This is a genomic window from Hymenobacter plasmatis (genome assembly GCF_020711255.1).
GTDB lineage: Bacteria > Bacteroidota > Bacteroidia > Cytophagales > Hymenobacteraceae > Hymenobacter.
In genome coordinates, this window is the sequence record NZ_JAJFAW010000007.1 from 102,694 (window position 1) to 120,331 (window position 17,638).

Annotated in this window: 15 protein-coding genes; 6 read left to right on the forward strand and 9 right to left on the reverse strand. The window is 60.3% G+C overall.

From position 1 onward, the window contains the following. The first annotated feature begins 61 nt into the window (after positions 1 to 61). Complete coding sequence (dnaE, locus tag LJ738_RS07085) at positions 62 to 3,775, forward strand: DNA polymerase III subunit alpha (protein WP_227785612.1); 3,714 nt, start codon at positions 62 to 64, stop codon at positions 3,773 to 3,775. A gap of 313 nt (positions 3,776 to 4,088) precedes the next feature. Beyond that, the gene (gene trxA / locus LJ738_RS07090; RefSeq protein WP_227785613.1) at positions 4,089 to 4,418 is read left to right on the forward strand and encodes a thioredoxin; all 330 of its coding nucleotides are present in this window, start codon (positions 4,089 to 4,091) and stop codon (positions 4,416 to 4,418) included. A gap of 93 nt (positions 4,419 to 4,511) precedes the next feature. On the opposite strand, the gene LJ738_RS07095 is transcribed toward trxA, so the two are convergent. Then, positions 4,512 to 4,871: a hypothetical protein gene (locus tag LJ738_RS07095; protein ID WP_227785614.1), complete on the reverse strand. Its 360-nt coding sequence runs from the start codon at positions 4,869 to 4,871 to the stop codon at positions 4,512 to 4,514. Positions 4,872 to 5,299: 428 nt separating this feature from the next. Here LJ738_RS07095 and LJ738_RS07100 point away from each other — a divergent pair, with 428 nt between their 5' ends. Continuing rightward, entirely contained in the window at positions 5,300 to 5,752 is a 453-nt protein-coding gene (locus tag LJ738_RS07100) for a hypothetical protein (protein ID WP_227785615.1), read from the forward strand. 192 nt (positions 5,753 to 5,944) lie between these two features. Then, entirely contained in the window at positions 5,945 to 7,237 is a 1,293-nt protein-coding gene (locus LJ738_RS07105) for an aminopeptidase P N-terminal domain-containing protein (protein WP_227785616.1), read from the forward strand. Between the two features lie 219 nt (positions 7,238 to 7,456). On the opposite strand, the gene LJ738_RS07110 is transcribed toward LJ738_RS07105, so the two are convergent. From LJ738_RS07110 to LJ738_RS07145, 8 genes are all read right to left on the reverse strand, one after another. Further along, positions 7,457 to 8,011, reverse strand: coding sequence for a DUF4252 domain-containing protein (locus tag LJ738_RS07110; protein WP_227785617.1), 555 nt, complete (start codon positions 8,009 to 8,011; stop codon positions 7,457 to 7,459). Between the two features lie 182 nt (positions 8,012 to 8,193). Continuing rightward, a complete protein-coding gene (locus LJ738_RS07115) occupies positions 8,194 to 9,780 on the reverse strand; it encodes a hypothetical protein (protein WP_227785618.1) in 1,587 nt (528 codons plus the stop codon). A gap of 102 nt (positions 9,781 to 9,882) precedes the next feature. Continuing rightward, positions 9,883 to 10,293, reverse strand: a complete 411-nt coding sequence (locus LJ738_RS07120; protein WP_227785619.1) for an EVE domain-containing protein — start codon at positions 10,291 to 10,293, stop codon at positions 9,883 to 9,885. A gap of 138 nt (positions 10,294 to 10,431) precedes the next feature. Continuing rightward, positions 10,432 to 11,763 (reverse strand): DUF3570 domain-containing protein, encoded by a 1,332-nt coding sequence (locus LJ738_RS07125; RefSeq protein WP_227785620.1) that lies wholly within the window; start codon positions 11,761 to 11,763, stop codon positions 10,432 to 10,434. A 23-nt stretch (positions 11,764 to 11,786) separates the two neighbouring features. Continuing rightward, a complete protein-coding gene (locus LJ738_RS07130) occupies positions 11,787 to 11,984 on the reverse strand; it encodes a DUF4266 domain-containing protein (RefSeq protein WP_302716700.1) in 198 nt (65 codons plus the stop codon). A 63-nt stretch (positions 11,985 to 12,047) separates the two neighbouring features. Beyond that, a complete protein-coding gene (locus LJ738_RS07135; protein ID WP_227785621.1) occupies positions 12,048 to 13,094 on the reverse strand; it encodes an FAD:protein FMN transferase in 1,047 nt (348 codons plus the stop codon). Between the two features lie 93 nt (positions 13,095 to 13,187). Then, positions 13,188 to 13,820 carry a thioredoxin family protein gene (locus tag LJ738_RS07140; RefSeq protein WP_227785622.1) on the reverse strand — a complete coding sequence of 211 codons (633 nt, stop codon included), beginning with the start codon at positions 13,818 to 13,820 and terminating at the stop codon, positions 13,188 to 13,190. Positions 13,821 to 14,060: 240 nt separating this feature from the next. Continuing rightward, complete coding sequence (locus LJ738_RS07145) at positions 14,061 to 14,471, reverse strand: hypothetical protein (RefSeq protein WP_227785623.1); 411 nt, start codon at positions 14,469 to 14,471, stop codon at positions 14,061 to 14,063. 136 nt (positions 14,472 to 14,607) lie between these two features. On the opposite strand from LJ738_RS07145, the gene polX reads away from it, so the two are divergent. Together polX and LJ738_RS07155 are read left to right on the forward strand one after the other, a co-directional pair. Continuing rightward, entirely contained in the window at positions 14,608 to 16,368 is a 1,761-nt protein-coding gene (gene polX, locus LJ738_RS07150; protein WP_227785624.1) for a DNA polymerase/3'-5' exonuclease PolX, read from the forward strand. A gap of 200 nt (positions 16,369 to 16,568) precedes the next feature. Further along, complete coding sequence (locus tag LJ738_RS07155; protein WP_227785625.1) at positions 16,569 to 17,633, forward strand: glycosyltransferase family 9 protein; 1,065 nt, start codon at positions 16,569 to 16,571, stop codon at positions 17,631 to 17,633. The last annotated feature ends 5 nt before the right edge of the window (positions 17,634 to 17,638 follow it).

The window sequence follows — 17,638 nt, forward strand, 5'->3', positions numbered from 1 at the left end:
TAATTCTCCAACGGCCATTCTTCATTCCTCATCCGTCATTCCTCATTAAGCGCCGCGCCTAATGCCCGTTTTCTCGCACCTTCACTCGCACACCCAATACTCGCTGCTCGACGGCCAGGCCAGCATTTCGGCCCTGATGAAGAAGGCGCAGAAGGACGAGATGCCGGCCGTGGCCCTCACCGACCACGGCAACATGTTCGGGGCGTTCAACTTTGTGGCCGAGGCCAACAAGTACAACGTAAAGCCCATCGTGGGCTGCGAGTTCTACATGGTGCAGGACCGCCACAAGAAGGCCTTCAGCCGGGAAAAGGGGGAGAGGGACGTGCGCCACCACCAGCTGCTGCTGGCCAAGGACCAAGCCGGCTACCACAACCTGAGCAAGCTCTGCTCGATGAGCTTTATCGAGGGACTGTACTCCAAATTTCCGCGCATTGACAAGGAACTGCTGCTGCAGTACCACGAGGGCCTGATTGCCACCAGCTGCTGCATCGGCGCAGAGATTCCACAGACGATTTTGTTCGGGACCGAAGCCGAGGCCGAGGAAAAACTGAAGTGGTGGCTCGACGTGTTCGGCGAGGACTTCTACATCGAAATCCAGCGCCACGGCCTGATGAACTTCGACGGCACCGGCAAGAGCCAGGAAGACGTGAACCAGGTGCTGCTCGGCTTTGCCAAGAAGTACAACGTCAAGGTCATTTGCACCAACGACTCGCACTACGTCGACCAAACGGACTACGCCGCCCACGACCTGCTGCTGTGCGTGAACACCGGCGAGGAGCACAGCATCCCGGTCGGCGACATTCGTACCAACTACTACACCCTGCTCACCACCAAGGGCGAGGTGAAGTACGACCTGCTCGACAACCTGCGCAGCAACTACGGGCGCGACGAAAACGCGCAGAAGCAACTCCGCCGCATCGACGAGGAGCTGCAGAAGCCCAAGCCGCACACCCGCTTCGGCTTCGCCAACGACCAGTTCTTCTTCAAGAACCAGGCGCAGATGAACGAGCTGTTCATCGACCGGCCCGACAGCGTGGACAACACCAATGAGATTGTCGACAAAATCACGCCGCCGAAGCTGGCCCGCGACATTCTGTTGCCCAACTTCCCCATCCCGGCGCCCTTTGCTAACGCCGACGAATTCCTGCGTGAACTCACCTACGTGGGCGCTTTCGGCCCCAGCGCCGGCAATGGCACGGTGAAAATGAGCAAGCCGCCGCGCTACTCCGAGCGCACGCCCGAAATTGAGGAGCGGCTTGATTATGAGCTGCGCATCATCCAAACGATGGGTTTTGCCGGCTACTTCCTCATCACCCAGGACTTCATCAACCACGGCCGCAACATCGGCGTAGCCGTGGGCCCGGGCCGGGGTTCGGCTGCCGGTTCGGCAGTGGCCTATTGTGTGGGTATCACCAATATCGACCCGATTAAGTACTCGCTGCTGTTCGAGCGTTTCCTGAACCCGGAGCGCGTGTCCATGCCCGATATTGATATCGACTTTGACGACGTGAACCGTCAGAAAGTCATCGACTACGTGGTGGATAAATACGGCAAGACGCAGGTGGCCCAGATTATCACCTTCGGCACCATGGCCGCTAAGTCCAGCATCAAGGACGTGGCTCGCGCCATGGAACTGCCGCTGCCGCAGACCAACGACCTGACCAAGATGGTGCCCGACAAGCCCGGCACCACCCTGGCCGGCGCCTTCGCCGAAAACCAGGAGCTGGACATGATTCGGCGCGACGAATCGGCCGACAACCTCAAGGGCCAGATTCTGCGCCTGGCCACGCAGCTCGAAGGCTCGGTGCGCAACACCGGCATTCACGCGGCCGGCGTCATCATCGCCCCGGACGACATCACGAAGTACATTCCGGTTTCCACGTCCAAGGACTCGGACCTGCTCATCACGCAGTTCGACGGCAAGGTGATTGAGAGCGCCGGCATGCTGAAGATGGACTTCCTGGGCCTGAAAACCCTGACCATCATCGTGGATGCCCTGCGCCTGATTGAGCGCAACCACGGCGTGAAAATCGACATCGATGACATTCCGCTCGACGACGAGAAGACCTACGCCCTCTACCAGCGCGGAGATACCATCGGCACCTTCCAGTTTGAATCGGAAGGCATGCGCCAGTACCTCAAGGACCTCAAGCCCACCAACATCGAGGACTTGATTGCCATGAACGCCCTCTACCGCCCGGGCCCGATGCAGTTCATCCCGAACTTCATCAACCGCAAGCACGGGCGCGAGGAAGTGGTGTACCCGCACGACCTGCTCAAGCCCATCCTGGAGTACAGCCAGGGCATCATGGTGTACCAGGAGCAGATTATGCAGACGGCCCAGATTCTGGCCGGCTACTCCCTGGGTGGCGCCGACTTGCTGCGCCGCGCCATGGGTAAAAAGGACATGAAAAAGATGGCTCTCGAGCGCGAGAAGTTCATCAAGGGCGCGGCAGAGCTGCACAACATCCCCGCGAAGAAGGCCAACGAGGTGTTCGACGTGATGGAGAAGTTTGCCGAGTACGGCTTCAACCGCTCGCACTCCGCCGCCTACTCCGTGGTGGCCTATCAGACTGGTTATCTGAAGGCCAACTACCCGGCCGAGTACATGGCCGCCGTGCTCACCAACAACATGGGCGATATTAAGAAGGTGACCTTCTTCATCGAAGAAGCCCGCAAACAGGGCGTGCCCGTGCTCGGGCCCGACGTGAACGAATCCCTGCTTAAGTTCAACGTAAACCAGGAAGGCGCCATCCGTTTCGGCATGGGCGCCGTGAAAGGCGCCGGCGAACTCGCCGTAGAAAGCATGGTGGAAGAGCGCGAAAAAAACGGCGAATTTTCCGACATTTTCGACTTCGCCAAGCGCGTGAGTTTGCGCACTGTGAACAAGAAAACCTTCGAAAGCCTGGCCCAGGCCGGCGCCTTCGATGGGTTCGGCAAGCACCGCCGCCTGTACCTGGACGCCCCCGCCGGTGACCAGAACCTCATCGAGAAGGCCATGAAAATGGGCCAGCAGCACCAGGCCGCCAAGGAATCAGCTCAACACAGCCTCTTTGGAGCGGGTGCATTCGGGGCGGTGGCCGCGCCGCTGCCCAAGATGCACGAGATGGAGCCCTGGAGCAAAACCGAGCAGCTGCGCCGCGAAAAGGAAGTGGTGGGTTTCTACCTATCGGGCCACCCGCTCGACAGCTACAAGCTGGAGCTGGACGCCTACTGCACCTGCGGGCTGGAGAAGGTGGATGAGATTAAGAACAAGGAGCTGGCAGTAGCCGGCCTCATCAACAACGTTTTATTCAAGACGACCAAGACCGGCCAGCCCTTCTGCACCTTCACCCTCGAGGACTACGAGACCAGCATCAACCCCGCGCTGTTCCGCGACGACTACACCAAGTTTGCCCCGCTCATCAACCCGCGCAACTACCCCAACGAGCAGGTGCCGCCCATGTATGTTCGCCTCAAGCAGGAGCTGCGCCGCCACACCCAGGACCAGTGGGACCTGCGCATCCTCACGATGGAGCCCCTGGCCGACGTGGCCGAGAAGCGCAGCAAGGGCGTGCGCGTGAAGCTGGACCTGCGCACCGTGACCGGTCCCATGCTCGACCGCCTGCAGGATGCCATCGACCACGCGCCGGGCAGCAAGCGCCTCGAAATTCAGTTTGTGGAGCCCCACGAGCACCTGGCCGTCGACATGTTCTCGCGCAAATTCCAGATTGAGCCAAAGACGTTCATCCAGAAAATGCACGAAATGGAAATGGAGGTCTGCACCCTCATTTAGGGCATTCATCCTTCTACTCGTCTGTCATGCTGAGCCTGCGAAGCATCTTATCACCGCTGAACGAATCGTTGAGCCGTGAGAAGATGCTTCGCGCTGCTCAGCATGACAGTTGTAGTGGCGGAAATCCTGAATATGTTCAGCATGATATTCCCAGCTTTCGGATAGCTAATTGAGCCGTTCGCCGGGCCTCTTGGCGGTGGCAATGGCCCTTCTGAACTTTCCCCCGTACACTCTGTTTAACCTTCCAATCTGCTACCTTGCGACCCCGTTGGCCGTACACGCCAGACCATCCTTAACCCCAACCCAAACTAAAATGGGACACAAAGCAATTGAAATAACCGACGCCAACTTTGACGAAATCATCAGCGGCGACAAACCCGTATTGGTCGATTTCTGGGCCGAATGGTGCGGCCCTTGCCGCATGGTAGGCCCTGTGGTGGAAGAACTTGCCGGCGAATACGAAGGCAAAGTTGTCGTGGGCAAAGTTGACGTCGATGCCAACCCCCAAACCTCAATGAAATTCGGCATCCGCAGCATCCCGACGCTGCTGGTGTTTAAAAACGGCCAAATCGTTGACAAACAAGTAGGCGCTGTGCCCAAGCACGTGCTGGCCCAAAAGCTCGAAGCACAGGTAACGGCTTAATCCCGTTATTGCCGATAAATAAAAAGCCCCTTGCCAGTCTGGCAAGGGGCTTTTTGTATGGGTGGGGCTGGTCGCAAACTGCCAGCTATCCTGTTAGTTCAAGGCTTTTGGGCAGCGGCGGCGATGCGCCCGCGATTCTCTGCGGGCCTTGGCCTTGAGCTGCTCCTGGCGCAAATGCTGCTCCCGGTTGAGCTTGGCGGGAGACATTACTTTTTTACTTTCTGCCAGTCCCAAGATGGCCAGCACCGAGTTGCGGCGCGCTTTACCGGCTGGGCCCTTGGAATTGGGCGATTTGCTCATCTCCAAGGGGCTGGATGCTTCGACAATGGAAACCGGAGCAGCTGCGTGGTTAACCTCGGTAACATTGCCAGCCAGAGGCGTGGCTTGGGCCGGGCTTTGTACCAGGGCAGCAGCTACCCCAAAGGCGAACAGAAAGTAAAAATTTTTCTTCATCTGAAATTAATTAGTGTGGTTTTACCTTGGAGAACAAGTATTTGCGATACCCCAAAGTAATAAATTCTAAAGCCATATTGCAACGGTTTATTGATAATTAATCGGTATATATAAAAAGATTAATGAAACGAGAAGCAGGGCTCCTTACCACTCCAAGCTTCAGATGTAGCGCATAGGGCCCAGAAACGTGGTTTTGGCAAGAAGTAGCCCAATGGCTACCGTCTTAATGCTTCATGGCAAAATAACATACCTGAAAATAGCTGTTCTACTATCCTCTTCATCGGGCATACATTCATTTTCTGATACATTGCATTGAGCGCTAAAGGGCTTACAGTCAATGTAAAATAAATGGCTAAATTTCCTGCCAACTGCGAAGCCAGAAGCTGCGTAGGAGGCCCATCTTTTCACCCACCTTTTTCACCTTTGTTATGAAGCGCATCCTCGGTTTCCTCGTTTCCTTGAGCCTGCTTGGCAGTTCTGCTGCCCTGGCCCAGACCCCCACCACTGCGCCGGCTACGTCCGCCACCAAGATGAGCACCAGTTCGTCGAAAATGACCACCCGCACGGCCCAAACTCCGGCCACGACGACGACCACGAAGTCGAGCACGATGAGTAACCCGGCCGGCATGACCAAGTCGTCGACCACCACCAAGCAGCAGGGGACGATGACCAAGTCGAGCACCCAAACCACGCCTTCGGGCGTGACCAAGACCACGAGCAGCACCAAAATGAAAGCCGACGGCACGCCCGACATGCGCTACTCGGCCAACAAAACCGCCAAAACCAAGACCGTAACCGGCCCCATGAAAGCCGATGGCACGCCCGATATGCGTTACAAAACGAATAAGACGGCCACCAAGACGGTAAAATCGAAATTGTAAGCCGGTAGGCTTCCAAAATAAAAAAGCCCCTGCCAATCGGCAGGGGCTTTTTTGTGGCCTATTGAGCGGGCGTATTGGCCGAAGCTGGTCAGGTTGAGCTGGCCTGCACCCGGGCTGGATTCCCCAGGCGGGCGTATTCTGGCAACGGCCCGGGACCTAACTTGCGCTCGCTATTCCCAACCAACCTTTCGCATGCGCTACACTCCCCTGGCCCCCGAGCTTTTTGTTGAAAACCGCCGCCGCTTCCGCGAGCAGCTGCCGCCGGCTTCGCTGGCCATTTTTCAGTCCAACGACGTGATGCCGACGAATGCCGACGGCACCCTGGCGTTCCGGCAAAACAACGACTTGTTTTACCTCAGCGGGGTAGACCAGGAGGAGAGCATTCTGGTCATTTTTCCGGACGCGCGCCTGCCGCAGCACCGCGAAATTCTGTTCCTGAAAGAAACCTCCGAGCATATCCTAATTTGGGAAGGCTACAAGCTGACCAAGGACGAAGCTCGCACTAACTCCGGCATCCGCAGCATCATGTGGCTCGACAGCTTCAAGTCGGTGCTGCCGGCTCTGATGAACGAGGCCGAAAACGTATACCTGAACTCCAACGAGCACATCCGGGCCGTGGTGGAGGTGGAAACGCGCGATGCCCGCTTCATCAAATCGCTGCAAAGCCAGTACCCGCTGCACACCTACCGCCGCGCCGCGCCGCTGCTGCACCGTCAGCGCGCCATCAAGAGCCCCGAGGAAATCCGGGTGATGCGCGAAGCCTGCAACATCACCGAGAAGGCGTTTCGGCGGCTGCTGGGCTTTGTGAAGCCGGGCGTGTGGGAGTTTGAGATTGAGGCCGAAATCGTGCACGAGTTCATGCGCAATCGCAGCCGCGGGCCGGCCTACGGCAGCATCGTGGCCAGCGGCAAAAATGCCTGCGTGCTGCACTACACCACCAACGACAACCAGTGCCAGGATGGCGACGTGATTCTGCTGGACTTTGGGGCTGAATATGCCAACTACGCCGCCGACCTTTCGCGCAGCATTCCCGTCAACGGCAAGTTCACCGGCCGCCAGCGCCAGGTGTACGATTCCGTGCTGGCCGTGATGGCCTTCGCCAAAACGCGCCTAGTGCCCGGCGGCGAAATCGAAGCCTATCACCAGGCCGTGGGCGAGTGCATGGAGCAGGAACTCATCAAGCTCGACTTGCTGAACGCCTCCGACGTGCGCAACCAGGACCCCGCCGCACCGCTCTACAAGAAGTATTTCATGCATGGCACCAGCCACTACCTGGGGCTCGACGTGCACGACGTGGGCTCTAAGTACCGCACCTTCGAAGCTGGCATGGTGTACACAGTAGAGCCCGGTATCTACATTCCGGAAGAAGGCCTTGGCATCCGCTTAGAGAACGACATCCTGCTCACGCCCAACGGCAATGAGGACCTGATGGCCAATATTCCCCTGCAGGCCGACGCCATTGAGGACTTGATGGGCAAGGCGTAAGGGCAGCGCGCCGCAGCACCTCACCCCCGGCCCCTCTCCCTAGGAGAGGGGTGCCTGATGGTAATCAAGCGAAAACCAAAAGCCCCGGCTCAATTGAGCTGGGGCTTTTGGTTTTTAAGAAATTGAGCTAAAGCTTGTGCCGTGGCTCCCCTCTCCTAGGGAGAGGGGCCGGGGGCGAGGTTCCAAGCGAGCGGCTTTGCGGCAAGCTGCAGGAGAACCTTACTTACTAGTAGCCTGCACAATCTGGGGCAGGTACTTGCTCAGCGCTGCTACCTGGCTGCTGGTGAAATTGCCTTGCACCGATACCAGCACAAACGAATCAGCCACATCGGGCAGGGAGCCTAGGGCCGCAAACTCCGAGACTTTGTCGCCCGAGCCGCGGGTTGACACGGCATAGTCGCTGCCGCCAAAACCGGCGGTAGAAAGCGGCGTGTATTTCTCGCCCTGCAAAATGCCGGTGGCTTCCTGGCGCAGGCCCTGCTGGGCCAGTTCGCGGGCCGAGCCGGAGGTGGGCGCAAAGCTGATGACCTTGGCCGAGCGGATGCCCGTGATGGCATCGGTAAGGTCGGAGCCGCCGAGTAGCTTGGCGGCTTTCACCAGGGCCAGGCGCTGGAGCAAGTCGGCCGACCATTCGGTGGTTTTGAATCCTTCGCGGCCTTCGTACTTAGAGAAAAACGAGGCCACGGTGCGAGCCGGCGTGCCGGGCCCACCGGCGCGGCAGCCCACCATTAGCAAAAACAGGAAGAGGGCGGGGAGTCGGAGTTTTGTAATCATGAGGCAAAGGTGGCGAGAAGATAGGTGCGTTCTACGGTCCCTGGCCTTGCTACGGTTGCCTTTATGCGGGAATTGAGCTAAAAGAAAGGCCGGCTTCCCTGCCCGAATGCAGGGAGAAGCCGGCCATTTAGAAAGAATATCAGCTCAATTTTTGGCTGCAGCCGGTGCCCCCACGGCCTCACCTAGAAAGCCACCGAATTCAGGAAAAATACTTCCCGGTCGGGGCCGTGGTCTACGTGGATGCGCTGGTAGCCGGAGGCGACAAACCGGGTACCGAACCACGGCAGTAAATCGGCCTGGGACGTGTCGCTCACGCGTTCGGCAGCGGCCGTGGCGCCTGAGCCGGTTTGGAGGGGGACCTCATGGTCGTTGGAAGAGGTTTCGGCGCGGTTTATCACCTTGTAGCGCAGCTTTTCCTCGTCGATGTAGGCCAGCACGAGGCGGCCGTCGGGCAGAGGCTGCAGGCGAACGGCTTCTTCGAGGTCGGTGCGGCGCAGGTTTTCCACCACGAAGGTGTTGTCCCAGAGCAGGGTGCCGGAGCGGTCGAACCCGCACACCAGGGCGTGGGTGGTTTGGTAGCCGTCGAAGACGCGCGCGTTGCCATTGCCGTACCCGTACTGGGGGCCGTTGTAAAAAGAGGGCGGCAGGTTGCCGTAGCTATTGTAGCGGTAATGGGGGTAGTACACTTCGGCCACCAGCACGTAGCCGCCGTCGGGCTGGGGCAGCAGCTCGTGCAGCAGCAGGCGGTAGTGCCAGCGTTTGGGCGGTTCCGAGCGGGCCACCCGGCGCTGCGTCTGCTCCCGCAGGCGGGCCTGGCGGGAAGGCTTGAGGTAGTCGAAAAAGTGCTTCAGGTGCAGGAAATCGTAGAAGCGCAGCGGCGGCTTGGTGCCGTTGCCCGCGGTGGGCCGCAGGTCGGTGGCAAACAGCCCCTGGGCAAAGCTGGGGTCGCGCAGCGAATAGGTGCCCATGAGCAGGCGGGCGGTGGTGTCCTGCGGGGGCGTGAGCTGGGCGGTGATGAGGCTCCGCTCGCTTTCGGCCTGCACAAATTCGGAGCTCACGAGCTGGCCGCGGTCGGTGAGCTGCTTGAGCAGCAGGCGTGACTTGCGGCCATTAGTTTGGCTCAACACGTACTCGGCGCGGCGGCTGGCGGCATCGGCCACAAAGGTGAGCTGGGTGGGCAGCGGCTCGTAGATGGACGAGAGGTACTGCATCTGGCCCGAAGCCACATCGAGCAGCAGGGCCGTGACGTGGAGCTGGTCGTTGAGCAGCACCGTGGCAAACAGGCGGCCATCCAGCGCCTTCAGGTCCACGATTTCGCGGCTCAGGCGGGTTTCGTACTGCTGGGTGCGCACCTGGCCCAAGCGGCCGTTGTAGGCCGCCGCAAACAGCCGCCCCGGCGTGCTGGTGGAGGTAAACAGGGCGTACACCGTGTTGCCCTCGGCGCACATGCGCGTGAAGCCAAACTCCTGGGGCATGTCCAGCGCCAGCTCGTGGCGCAGGTGCAGGTCTTTGTCGAACTGCTGAAACCCGAAGGTGGACTTGTTGGAAAGGCCCTTGTTGCGGCCCACCAGCAGTACCACGGTGCTGTCGGCGGGCAGGGCCTGCACGTGCACTTCGCTTTCAAAAGCAGTTAAAGGCAGTTCGGTGCGGGCCGTTTGCGTGGGGGCATCGGGCGGCGTGGGGGCATCGGGGCGCTTCTGCGCGCGCGCGGCCGGCAGGCTGGCCAGCACCGAGTAGGAGAGCAGTAGGAAAAAGTAGCGAAGTTTCATGTCCGTACGCCGTAAAATCCAACTGAAAAAACTACTCCAACGAGTATTATCTTCTCTAAAGCTACAACCGAATGGGGCGTTTCTGTCCTGCGAAAGCCTGGTTTATTTTGCGCTCAGGGCCAGCACCGCATCAAACTCTTCGGGCCGCACCGGCAGCACCGAAAGCCGCGACTGGCGCAGCAGGGCCAGCTCGCCCAGCCGGGCATCGGCCTTGAGTTGCGCCAGGCTCACGGGCTGCGGCAGCGGCTCTACCGGGCGCAGGGCCACGGCCACCCAGGGCGAGCCGGCTTCGGCGGTGGCGTCGGGCGCGGCCAGGGCGGCAACCTCGGCAATGCCCACCACGGCCTTCTCGCTCACGCTGTGGTAGAACAATACTAGGTCGCCGGGCTGCATCAGGTTCAGGTTGTTGCGGGCCTGGTAGTTGCGCACGCCGGTCCAGGCGGTGCCGTCTTCGGCTACAAACGTGGCCCAGGAATAGGCTTCGGGTTCAGATTTAATAAGCCAATGCTTCATAAAAGGGACTGGGGCGATGAAATGGCCCAACCGGGCCAAATGCCAACGGCCGACACAGGCATAGATGCCGGCCGGCCGCTGTATTGCACACCACAAAGAAAATAAATCCGACGACTATCGCCTCATGTCCCCTTCGTATTAGAGCGCAAAGCCCAGGTCGAAGCTCACGATGTTGGCCACCAAGTCGGTGCTGCGCTGGTAGTGGGCGTAGCGCAAGTCCAGGGATTTGAGGCGCATGATGCGCGGCTGGCCCGCAGCATTTTGGCCCGGCACATGGAAGCGGCCAATGCCGTACACCGGCGAGTAGCGCAGGCCCAGGCCCACTTTGTTGGCGCTGAAATCGGACAAATCGTAATCCGAGGTATAAAATTCGTCGCTGATGGAATGCTGCAAAAAGGGCGCGAAGTACTTGGCGGCCGTTTGGGTGTGGTAGCGGTAGAAGGGGTAGAGCACGAAAAACGGCGTCACCTTCACTGGCAATTCCAGCTCGGCGGTGTGGGCCGTGATGCCAAAATTGTCGTTGTACAGGCGGTAGAAGGCCCGAATCTGCACCACGTCGGTGGCGAAGTAGTTCAGGCGCAGGCTGATGGGGTATTTGAAGCGGGAGCGGGGCAGCAGCTCGGTTTTGGGCGCAGTGGGCACCCGCGACGAGAAATTAGCGGCGTCGACGGACGTCACCGGGTTGGGCGTGGTGCTGTCGTAGAAATACACCCGGTGAAAGGGCGTGCTCAGCAAGCCGTTTTGCGACACCAGTTCGGTGCTGATGGCCGCCTGCAGCCGCTTGGTGAGCACCTGCGAGTAGGTAGCCGTGAAGTTGTAGGTCTGGCGGGTATCGGTGCCGTATTCGCTTTTGCCGCGGGTGGGGCTGCCGATGCGCAGCTCAATGGGCGTAATCAGCGTCACCTGGTCGAGGAAAATCTGGCCGGCCAGGCTGAGCTGCCGGTTGCCGTCGCGCGAGGTTTTGGCAAACGAGCCCGTGCCGTTGACCGAGAAGTAGTCGTATTCTTTCGAGACACCGGCGCCCACGCCCCAAATGGTGCCCTTGTACTTGTGCTCGCGGCTGTAGCCGAAATCGCCGTGAAAGCGGGTGTCGTGCGCCGAAGGAGTGGAGAGCGCAAAGTCAATCCGGTCCGTCGAAGCCGACGCGTAAAAATCGGCGCCGACGTTGGCCGTCAGCCGGCTCACCGTATCGAGCGGCACGTTGACGATGATGGCGGGCGGCACATCGGTGAGGTGCTCGGTGCCGCGGCCGCCTTCCACGGCGCCGTGGGTGCCATCCTGCTGGTAGTAGCCCCCGATGATGTCGATAGTGGTTTCATCGGCCGCGCGGTTCACGGGCACCGCGGGGCTCACGGGCGCGCCGTAGCCGTCGATGCGGTTGGGGTTTTGGGTGGTGCCGGGCGTAGTTTGGGCCAGAGCCGGCGCCGCCAAGGCACCCAGGATACTAAGCGTAGCGAGTAATCTTTTCACAGTCATAAGCGACATCCGGATGATTAATTGCAGCCGCAGCCGCCGCCTACTTTGCCACCGTTGGCCCCTCCGGCGCCTTCGCGGTAGCTCTCAAAATTGGTTTCGGGCGTTTCCACCATCTTGCTGCTCAGTTTCATGTCCTCGTCGTTGAGGTACACTTTCTGGTACGCGGCCACCGATACACAGCTGGGCAGCGCGGCGCCCAGCGGCAGCAACACCAGCGCCAGCCCAAGGCGCGGGCAGGAGAGCAGCAAAGACTTTTTCACAGCTAGCAATACGAAGAATCAGGGATGGGAGGTAGCGCCGCCGCGGTAGTAATTCAGTTTCATGCCCTTGGACACCAGCGTGCGGTTGTCGTCGGTAATCAAGGTGCAATCCACATGCTTCAATCCGTTGATGAAAGCCAAACCGGCAGTTGGGCCCTTTACGAAGACGACTTCGTCTAAGCCGTCGGCCAATTCCACATCGGGGCAGATGATGGTGACCGAGCGCAGCCCAATGGACGGGTAGCCGGTGTGCGGGTTGATGATGTGCCCGTAGACCTGGCTGCCCACCGTGAAGTACTGCTCGTAGTTGCCGGCCGTCACCACAGCCACGTCGGTCACGTCGACCCAGGCGGCCACGCTGCGCGGGTGGTCGGGGTCGCCGATGGCCACGCGCCACAGCGAGCCATCGGCCTGCCGGCCCCAGCAGTAGATGTCGCCGGAGCCGTTCAACAGCCCGCCCTTAATGCCCATCCCATCCAGCACCTGCTTGGCCCGCCGGATGCCGTAGCCCTGCAGAATGCCCGCCAGGTTGATGCGCATGCCTTTTTCGGGCAGGTACACCGTGTGTTGGGCTGGGTCCAGCTTGATTTTTTGCCAGCCAATGCGCCGCACCGACGCCCGTACCAGCGCCGAATCGGGCAGGCCAGCGTGCGGCTGCCGGTCAAACTTGTAGAGTTTGTCGGCGCTGGCGAAGGTGATGTCGAATGCGCCGTCGCTGAGCTGGGAGAGCCGCAGCGTGCGGTTGATGAGGTCGAAGGTTTCGGGCGACACCGCCACCGGCCGCATCCCTGCCATGCGGTTGATGCGCACCACCTCGGAAGTAGAATCCCAGAACGACATGAGATGGTCGATGCGGTGCACTTCGTTCAGGCCGGCCCTTAGGGCCCGCTGGCCAGTGGAGTCATCGGGGGCCACCACCGTGAAGGTGAAGCGCGAGCCCATGAGGTGGGCGCTACGCGTGAAAGTGTGCCGCTGGGGCGCGGTTTGAGCACGGCCGGGGCCGCCGCTGAGCAATAAGAGGCTTAGCAGCAGGATAAAGACGGGGACGGGCTTCCAACTCGGCATGGAGCAACAAAAGGTGGCGTTAAAAGACAGAGATGGAAAAGCCGGCCAACCCCCACGCAGGTTCGCGAAATCTTTAAAAAAGCAGATTTTGACCTACAGCGTGGGCACTACCTTCTTCAGATAAGCCTCAAATGCCGTAGGGCCGCCCGCGATGTAGCCGGTCTTGGCCAGCACCTTGCCTTCGGGCGAGATGACGACGGCCAGCGGGAAGTCGCCCTCGCGGTTGAGCTGAGCGGCGGCTGCCTCGTTGAGCTTTATTTGGGCAGCGGCGGGCTGGTTACGCTTTTGGCGCGGGAAGTCGAAGTGGGCCAGCACCAGCCGGTCTTTGGCGTAAGCGGCAAATTCGGGCTTCGCAAACACCTCCTGCTCATACATGATGCAGGGCTTGCACCAATCGGAACCGGAGAAAACGGCCAGAATGGGCCGGTTGGTGGCTTTGGCTTGCGCCTGGGCGGCGCTCAGGTCGGTCAGCCAGGGGGTGTTGCCGTCGGCCTGTGCGGGCAAAATCACCTGGGGCGACGAAACTAGGGGTGACACCGGCTTGGGAGCACTGGCCATGGGAGCGGGCGTTACCACTTTGCTTTTGCTAACGGTGTTGCCGGCGGCGTCCGCGGTTTTGGTTTTGACCTTCACGGCCGCCTGCTGCGCCTGCACCGAATGGGCGGCCACCAAGGCCAAGGCCAGAACAAATGCCCGAACGGGACTTACGGAAGGAATAAAGGACATGCGGAAAGGCATAAAATGTGAAAAGGGATAGCAAAATCCCAGGCCGGCTAGTTCTTACGGCCGCACGAGGCGGAGGTCAAAGACCAGCCTCGCGGCAGGTTAGCTCAATTTCCTGCCTTAGAACCACCCGCTTGGGTTAAAAGTCTTACAGCATCATGAAAATGCCATGAGTACTCATATGTTCCGGTTTTGCAAGAAACCGGCCACAACGCACCCCGCGGCGGAGAGATAGTGGTGGCGCTAGGGCAGCCGGCGTACCTTCAGGATGCGCTTGGCGGTATCCAGCGACACAATTTCCAGGGTATAGCTGGGGTCGGGGCCTTCGGTAAGGTTGACGCGCAGGTGCGTGCCGCGGTCGATGGTCCAGGCGCCGGGGCGGCCCGCCAGGCCATCGGTGGGCGCGATGTCGAACTGCTCAAACCGCCCGTAGGGCTTGATGGCAAAGCCCGTGCGGCCCCGCGAAGGCGGAAAGGCATAGGTATTGGGCCGGTACACGAGGATGTCTTCGCTGTTTTCCTCCCTGGAAAGGAGCCAGGTGCCTTCGAGTTTCTTCATGGCTGGGATGGGAACGGCGCGGCGGCGCTGGCAGCTGGCAGCTAAAACGAGCAGGAACAGCGGCAGCAGCCGGAAGAGAGAACGCAACCTAAGCATTGATTTCTGCGAAGTGTAGGGCCTGAAAGGTAAGGCGAATCAAGCAGGTACGTTAGTTGGGCTGATTTGGCCATAAGCCCGCAAGCCGCGTAAGCAGCAGTGTACGCTACATTCGTTCCCACAAAACCCCTTCCCCGTGGATAACCGCGCCCTGACCCGCGCCTTCAAGCTGGCCGCCCAGCTGATGGAGCTGCACGACGAAAACCCTTTTAAAATCCGCGCCATCGAAGGCACGGCCAACGCCCTCGACGCCCTGAGCTTTCCGGTGTCGGAAATCGAGCGCTCCGGCCTGCCCGACCGCACCGGCCTGAGCAAAACCGCTGCCGCCAAAGTGGCCGAGCTGCTCGACACCGGCACGTTTCCGGAGCTGCGCCACCTGCTCGAAATCACCCCGCCCGGCGTGGTCGAGATGCTGAACATCAAAGGTATCGGGCCCAAGAAAATCCGGGCCCTGTGGCGCGACCTGGGCATCGAAAGCGCCGAGCAGCTGCGCGAAGCCGCCGAAAAAGACCTGGTGAGCAAGCTCAAAGGCTTCGGCAAAAAGACCCAGGATTCTATACTCGAAGCCCTGGAGTTTGCTGGCCAAAGCAAGGGCAAGCTGCTGTATCCCCAGGCCGAAAGCCTGGCCGAACAGCTGTGCCAGCAGCTGCGCGACGGCTTGAAAATCGAAAAAGTGGCCGTGGCTGGCGAAATCCGCCGCCGCCTCGAAACCGTGGAAACCGTGCGCCTAGTGGCCGCCACCGACCGGCCCGCCCAGGCCCACCTGCTGCTCAACTCCCTGGAGGGCCTCACAGCTAACCCGCACCGCTCCGGCCCGTTTGCCTGGCGCGGCTCAGCCACCGAGTCGGGCGTGCAGGTCGAAGTGCTGCTCACCACGACCGAAGCCTTCACCACCGAACTGTTCCTGAACTCGGCCGCCGAAGAGCATTTGAACGAGCCGCTGCCCGGCGTGCAGGGCCACGGCGGCGGGGCCCCGGCCACGCTGCGCCAGTGGGCCCGCCGCGAAAAATTCCAGCAGGAAGAAGCCCTCTACGAGAAAGCCGGCCTGCAATTCATCGTGCCCGAGCTGCGCGAAGGCCTGGGCGAAATTGAGCTGGCCGCCGAGAAAAAACTGCCACGCCTGCTCGAAGACAGCGACCTGCGCGGCTCCCTGCACAACCACAGCACCTACTCCGACGGCAACCACAGCCTGCGCGAGATGGCCACCTTCCTGCGCGACCATAACTACGAGTACCTCGGCATCTGCGACCACAGCCAGGCCGCGCACTACGCCAACGGCCTCGGCGTGGAGCGCGTGCGCCAGCAGCACCAGGAAATCGACAAGCTCAACGCCGAGCTCGCGCCCTTCCGCATCTTCAAAGGCATCGAAAGCGACATCCTCAGCGACGGCTCCCTGGATTACCCGTCCGACGTGCTGGCCAGCTTCGATTTCATCGTGGCCTCCGTGCACTCCAACCTGAAAATGGACGAGCGCAAAGCCACCGAACGCCTGCTGCGCGCCATCGAAAACCCCTACACCACCATGCTGGGACACCCCACCGGCCGCCTGCTGCTGCGCCGCCAGGGCTACCCCATCGACTACAAAGCCGTCATCGACGCCTGCGCCAAGCACCAGGTCATCATCGAAATCAACTCCAACCCCTGGCGCCTCGACCTCGACTGGCGCTGGGTGCGTTACGCCCACGACCAGGGCGTGATGCTCAGCATCAACCCCGACGCCCACCACACCGAAGGCTACGCCGACATGCGCTACGGCGTGCTCATGGGCCGCAAGGGATTTTTGACCAAGGAAATGACGTTTAACGCGAAATCGGTGGACGAAGCCGCGGCTTATTTCGAAAAACGAAAAGCCGGCATCACGCCCCCGCTGGAATACAAAAAGTCGTTGTTTGAGTAAACGTCAAGCTCCCCTCCTTACCAAGGAGGGGACGCTGGCGCGAAGCGCCAGCTGGGGTGGTTGCGGGCGTTGAACGTCTAGCGCTGGAATCGTTTAAACGTTTCGTTCAGGCATCGTTCATCGGCTCAACCACCCCCGTTTGAGCTGAAGCTCAAACATCCCCTCCTTAGCAAGGAGGGGAGTTGGTGTTCTGTTATCCCATGAAAATCCTCGTTCTCCGCTTTTCTTCCATCGGCGACATCGTGCTCACCACGCCCGTGGTGCGGGCGCTGGCCCAGCAGGTGCCTAACGCGGAAGTCCATTTTGCCACCAAGCCCGGCTACCGCGGCCTGCTTGAGCCCAATCCCTACATCACCAAAGTGCACTGCCTAACCGGCAGCCTCGGCCAGCTGGTGCGCGAACTGCACGCCGAGCGGTTCGACTTTGTGGTGGACCTGCACAATAACCTGCGTACCACCCTGCTCAAGGTACGGCTAGGCGTGCCCGGCAGCAGTTTCGACAAGCTCAATTGGCAGAAATGGCTACTGGTCAATTTTAAGATTGACCGGCTGCCGCGCGTGCACATCGTGCAGCGCTACCTGGAGGCCGCTGCTATGCTCGGCGTGAAAGACGACGGCCATGGACTCGACTACTTCATTCCGGAAGGGCAGGAAATTGAGCTAAATACCCTGCCCGCGGCTTTCCAGCGCGGCTACGTGGCGGTGGCCATCGGGGCCCAGCACGCCACCAAGCGCCTCCCGGTCGAAAAGCTAATTGAGCTATGTGCCAAGCTGGCCCGCCCCATCGTGCTGCTCGGCGGCCCCGAAGACGAGAGCATCGGCCACATCATTGAGCAGGCGTTTGCGACAAAAGCAGCCACAGTATCAGCTCCCGCGGCTACCATCCCCGACAGCCCGTACCGGTTTCCTGAAAAATCACTCAGTCACTCAGCCGCTCAGCCGCTCATTGTGAATGGCTGCGGGCGCTATACCCTGCACCAATCCGCCTCGCTGCTTCGGCAGGCGCAGTTTGTGGTGAGCCACGACACCGGCCTGATGCACATTGCGGCCGCTTTCGGCAAGGAGATTTTCAGCGTGTGGGGCAACACCGTGCCCGAGTTTGGTATGTATCCCTATCGCACCGAATTCAAAGTGCTGGAAGTAAAAGGCCTTTCGTGCCGGCCCTGCTCCAAAATCGGCTTTGACAAGTGCCCGCAAGGCCATTTCAAGTGCATGCGCGACCAAAACCTGGACCTCGACCTGCCGCCAATGCGCGACGGACGGTAAAACGC